Consider the following 4,932-nt stretch of genomic DNA (forward strand, 5'->3'; position numbering starts at 1 on the left):
GGAGGCAAACAGAAAGGCATCACCCAGGTGATACCAGGTCGCCATGTCCTCCGGCGGAACCGAGCCTATCAGGGTGAAATGCCGGTTCAGGTCCAGCTCGTCAATGCGCTGCTGCAGCCGCTCATGCTGATGGCCTTCGCCGATCATCAGGAACCGGAAAGGATGGTCTGAACGCTGGCGCAGGGCATGAATGGCATCAATCATGAAGTCGATATTTTTCTCGTTGGAGAGCCGGGCGACGGTGATAAATACGGTTTCATCCTGAATGCCCAGGGATTCCCGAAGACTGCGGACCTCATCCTCGGACACTTCCTGAAAACGATGGTATTCGATGCCGGTGGGCTGCACGAAGATGTGCGATTTGACACCGATCATGCGCAGGTATTCTTCGGTCGAATCGGTTGGCACGATCACCGCGTCGCACTTGTTGGCGAAGCGTTTGATCAGGCTATGGGAAATAAAGTTGCGGAACAGATTGCCCGGCAGCGGCACGAAATGGGCGTAGTGTTCCAGCCGCGTGTGGTAGGTGTAGATAACCGGCACCTTCAGCCAGTGGCCGATAAACATGCCCAGAGACCCCATCCAGATCGGGTGGTGCAGATGAATCACATCAGGCTGGAATATTTTTATCCGTCTGCGGATACGGGGCAGGAAGATGTTCGCCAGACGGAACTCCCGTTTTTCACCCATCGATAGCAGAGAGGAAACCCGCAGTACGCTTTTTTCATTTTTTGGCTGGTCCTGATAGCTGGGCGCGACCACCATTACCGAATCATGCAGGGTCTGCAGGCCCCGCCGCAAACGGTCGATCGATATCGGCACACCGCCTATGAAAGGCAGGTAATTGTTGGTGAACATGGCAATGCGCAGGGGCTTGTTGCGCCAGGGCCCGGGGTCCAGATCGTAATTCGGGTAGTAGTCCTTCTCGACAAAAATCGCGCTGTAGAGTTTGGTTGCAATCAGCACAAACAGCGCCACCAGGATCAGAAAGTTCACATAACCCACGTAGAACAGCGAATAGATAAAGAACCAGAGTGATTCCAGGGTGCTGACTATGGCGTTGGAACCGGCCTCCATGGGTTTGAGGGTATAACTGACCGTGCCGTCGGCCGCGACATCCACCCGCACGTAATGGTAGAAACTGGTATCATCGCTCAGCACCAGGCCACCGGCACCTCCCGTCGTGATGAAGCGGATATTACTGAATGTCTGGGCCGCATAGAGGGAGAGATTGGCTGAAAAAACCGCGTCTATGCCGAAATCCGAGGCCAGTGCCAGCAGGGCATTCTTGAAGGCCAGGGGGCGGAGGAAATCCCCGGACTGCTCGAACGGCCCTTCCTCCGCCGGCTCCAGAACCGGGTGGCCGATAAACAGGAAGGTCGGTCGGTTCTTGTCCTGGTCCAGCAGGTCCTTGAGCCAGCGCATCTGCCAGCGCCAGGGGGTTTTGCCGGTGCTGTCGAGAAAAATCAGCCGGGTCTGGGGGGTATTGACGCTGTAGAAGTGGGGCCCGAAATGCTCGTAGAACCGGAAAGCGCCGAAGTTTTCCTCCTCGTTCTCCCCGAAGGTAAGCAGGTAGGGAATGGTCAGGCGGTCAAGCGTGCCCTGGATGGCCCGGTATTTGTCTTCGCCACCGCTGCTGACGGCGTTACCGGCCGACACCATGAAATCCAGCCCGGCCTGATTGAGCTCCGGAATAATCTGCTCTTCGAACACCCCGATGGAATTGTTGATATTGCCAACCACCGCGAAACTGAAGCTGTCTTTACCGGCCAGCCGGTTTTCGATCAGATCCACCTGCCCGGTGTGCAGCACCTGGAAGTCCGGCTGGTAGAAATTGAGATAGACCTTGTAGCCAACCAGCAGCAGCACGATGGCGAGGTTGGCGTAGAAGAGTATTTTCAGGGTGTGCGGTCGCGTCATCAGGCATTCTTCCGGTTATCGATCAGCTCCCTCTGCAGGACAATCAGCCCGATCAGCATGCCAAGATAAATGGTGATAAACCGCCAGGCAAGGGTAATCAGTACCAGATGCCCGGAACCGATAATATCCCGGAAAAAGCTTCCGAACAGGCCCTCGGAGATTCCGGACGCACCGGGGGTGGGGGAAAAGTACATCACGAAAGTCGTGACCACCAGCAGGCCCAGGCTGACCAGATAATCCACGTCATAATCCAGAGCCCACATCAGCAGGGCAGGAAAACTGAACAGGCTGAGCAGAAACAGTCCGGTAAAAAACACCGACAGGCCCACCAACAGTTTCGGGCCCCTCAGGTAATGCCCGAAGCTGAGAGAAAACCGCAGCATCTCCCGCCGTGCCTTGAACTGCCAGCGCCGATGCCGGGTTGCGCTGATCAGGTGCAGCCGGCGCATAAGCCGCAGCAGGGCAGTCAGGGGGCCGATCAGCCAGCGCGAGCGGAACAGGGCCACCAGAAAGAAACCCAGGTAGAGAACAATAAGCAGCGCCAGTACCGGCCCCAAATCGCCCGCCAGTGATTCCCCCTTGAAAGCATCAAGGGTCAGCAGGAAAATAGGAGTCAGGGAAAAAATGAAGATCACTGCCAGCACCGTGCGAATGGTGGTTGCCGCGGTTGCCCGGCCCAGTGGAACGCCGTGGTTCTGCAGGTACCAGATCTGGGCAAAGCCGCCACCGGTGGCCATGGGTGTCACGTTTGAGAAGAACAGATTGATAAACACCAGGCGGGTAATCACCGGCAGGGGCAACCTGTGGCCAAGTGCCCGCAGCGTGAAATGCAGGCGCAGACCGTCAGCGCTGAAATACACCAGTAGTAGCGCTGCCACCGCCGCCAGGGTGCCGGGGGCGACCAGCCGGGCATCAAATTCGAGACTGCGCCCGGCAAACTGGTCATAGACGGCATAGAGCCCTGCCGCGGTCATGACGATAAAGGTCAGGGTGAACAGGGCCAGCCGTCTGGCAGAGGCGTTACTGCGATATTCTTTTTCAGCGGGTGTCGTCATGAAGCTGCCAGTGTGCCGGGGACCTGGTCCATAGTGGGGCTCTGATTCTGGAAAAGCCGCAGTTTAGCACAGCGCCAGCGATTGATTTCTTAATGACTATCCACTTGGTGGCCGCAGCGATGTTCGTGGTTGCTTTCACCCCGGCCTTGAATTTTCTTTGGAACGCACACAGGTAATGCTGATAGTCAAAGAACCAGGCGAACAGGTTTTGCAAAGACCTGTTTGCTTACTAACGCACGGATTAATAAGTTAAATTCCATTGCAAAAAGCGAGTTTTCCCATGCCCAGGCACTTCGAACAAGCTCCCGGTCTTCATCAGGAACCGGTTCCGGAAACCGAAGGCTTTGTGTTCAACCAGACCATGATGCGCATCAAGGACCCGGAGCGGTCGCTGGACTTCTACACCCGGGTGATGGGCATGCGCCTGGTCCGAAAGCTCGACTTCCCGGAGATGAACTTCACGCTCTATTTTCTGGCCTTCCTTGATGACCGCCAGGCCAACCTTGTGCCCGGCGACGATGCCCACCGCACCACCTTCATTTTCGGCCGCGAAGCCATGCTGGAACTGACCCACAACTGGGGAACGGAAGACGAGCCCGGTTTCAGCTACCACAATGGCAACGACGAGCCCCAGGGCTTTGGCCATATCGGTTTTGCAGTGCCGGACGTGTATGCGGCCTGTGACCGGTTTGAAGGGTTGGGCGTTGAGTTTGCCAAGAAACCGGACGACGGCATGATGAAAGGCCTCGCCTTTGTGAAGGACCCGGATGGCTACTGGATCGAGATCCTGCAACCGGACATGCTGGAAAAACAGCGTAAAGACGCCTGATCAGCTCAGCCTCAGGCAGCTCCCGGCGCCTGCCTGAGGCTGTTTTGCGATGCCACAATCACCGCGGCGGTCAGAATGATCGCCCCGGTCAGGCCCACCAGGCCCAGCACTTCCCCCAGGAATACCCAGGCCAGCAGCGCCACAAACAGCGGCTCCAGGGTGACAATAATGCTGGACAGCGTCGCCGGCGTGGTTCTCATGCCGGTGAAAAAGCTCAGGTAGCCAAGACAGGTGGGAACCGCGCCGATATAGATCACCATCAGCCATTGCCCGGCACTCAGGCTGGCCATGCCGGCGAATCCTCCGATGCCCCATACCACCGGCAGCAGGATAACCGTGGCGGTCAGAAAGCAGATAAACGCGGTGGTGAACACCGGTGCGCCGGTGGAGCTGTGCCGGCTGGTGAGGGTGAACCCGGCATAAATGAACGCCGCAAAAACCGCGGTCAGAATACCGGCTAGGCGTAACTCCCCGGCGCTGTCCATATCACTGATCACCAGCATGGCGGTGCCGGCGATGGCGGCCAGCAATGCCAGCATGGTGATAATGCCCGGCCTTTCCCCCAGCAGTGGTGCCGCCATGATCGCCACCAGCACCGGTGCCAGGCAGAGCGTAATCAGGGTGGCGATGCCTGCGCCGGTCAGATCAACCGCCACCAGGTAGCTACCCTGGTAGAACGTCTGGAAGACCCCCAGGGCCAACAGCGGCACCAGTGCTGTCCGCGTCAGCCGCCGGGGTGGGCGTGATTCGGCCCGGGCGGTCCGGGCTTCGGCTTTCTGTTCCCTGAGCATCAGGGCAAGGAAGAACGGCACTGCCACCACCAGACGCAGAAACGCCAGCGCAATGGCCTGCAAGTCCGAGCCGGTGAACAGGAATTTTGCCACTATGCCGGTGGTTGCCCAGAGCAGCGCCGCCAGGGCAATCAGCAGAGCACCGCGGATCACTCGATGACCAGAACAATCAGCTCTTTGGGTCCGTGTACGCCGTAAACCAGGGTTTGCTCGATATCTGCGGTTTTTGACGGGCCGGACACCAGCAGGGCATTGGTCGGCATGCTCTCATGCCAGCGCTGGGCCTGCATGGCCTCGTGAAAGGTTGCGTAAAGCTCGCTGGCATAGAGCACTGCCA

Annotated in this window: 5 protein-coding genes; 1 reads left to right on the forward strand and 4 read right to left on the reverse strand. The window is 58.0% G+C overall.

Translation table 11 applies throughout. From position 1 onward, the window contains the following. On the reverse strand, nucleotides 1–1,920 hold a 1,920-nt coding region (locus VJ956_RS15855), incomplete at its 3' end, for a glycosyltransferase (protein ID WP_324086014.1). Continuing rightward, nucleotides 1,920–2,975 carry a lysylphosphatidylglycerol synthase transmembrane domain-containing protein gene (locus VJ956_RS15860; RefSeq protein ID WP_324086015.1) on the reverse strand — a complete coding sequence of 352 codons (1,056 nt, stop codon included), beginning with the start codon at nucleotides 2,973–2,975 and terminating at the stop codon, nucleotides 1,920–1,922. The genes VJ956_RS15855 and VJ956_RS15860, both read right to left, overlap by 1 nt. 280 nt (nucleotides 2,976–3,255) lie before the next feature. On the opposite strand from VJ956_RS15860, the gene gloA reads away from it, so the two are divergent. After that, on the forward strand, nucleotides 3,256–3,804 hold the full coding sequence (gene gloA / locus VJ956_RS15865; protein ID WP_324086016.1) for a lactoylglutathione lyase: 549 nt from the start codon (nucleotides 3,256–3,258) through the stop codon (nucleotides 3,802–3,804). A gap of 11 nt (nucleotides 3,805–3,815) precedes the next feature. Here gloA and VJ956_RS15870 read toward each other — a convergent pair whose 3' ends face one another. Both VJ956_RS15870 and VJ956_RS15875 read right to left on the reverse strand, forming a co-directional pair. Continuing rightward, nucleotides 3,816–4,748: a DMT family transporter gene (locus VJ956_RS15870; protein ID WP_324086017.1), complete on the reverse strand. Its 933-nt coding sequence runs from the start codon at nucleotides 4,746–4,748 to the stop codon at nucleotides 3,816–3,818. Further along, nucleotides 4,745–4,932, reverse strand: a 188-nt coding sequence (locus VJ956_RS15875) for an LUD domain-containing protein (protein ID WP_324086018.1), incomplete at its 5' end; no start/stop codon positions are given. The genes VJ956_RS15870 and VJ956_RS15875, both read right to left, overlap by 4 nt.

The organism is Marinobacter sp. (assembly GCF_035268745.1).
Classification (GTDB): Bacteria; Pseudomonadota; Gammaproteobacteria; order Pseudomonadales; family Oleiphilaceae; genus Marinobacter.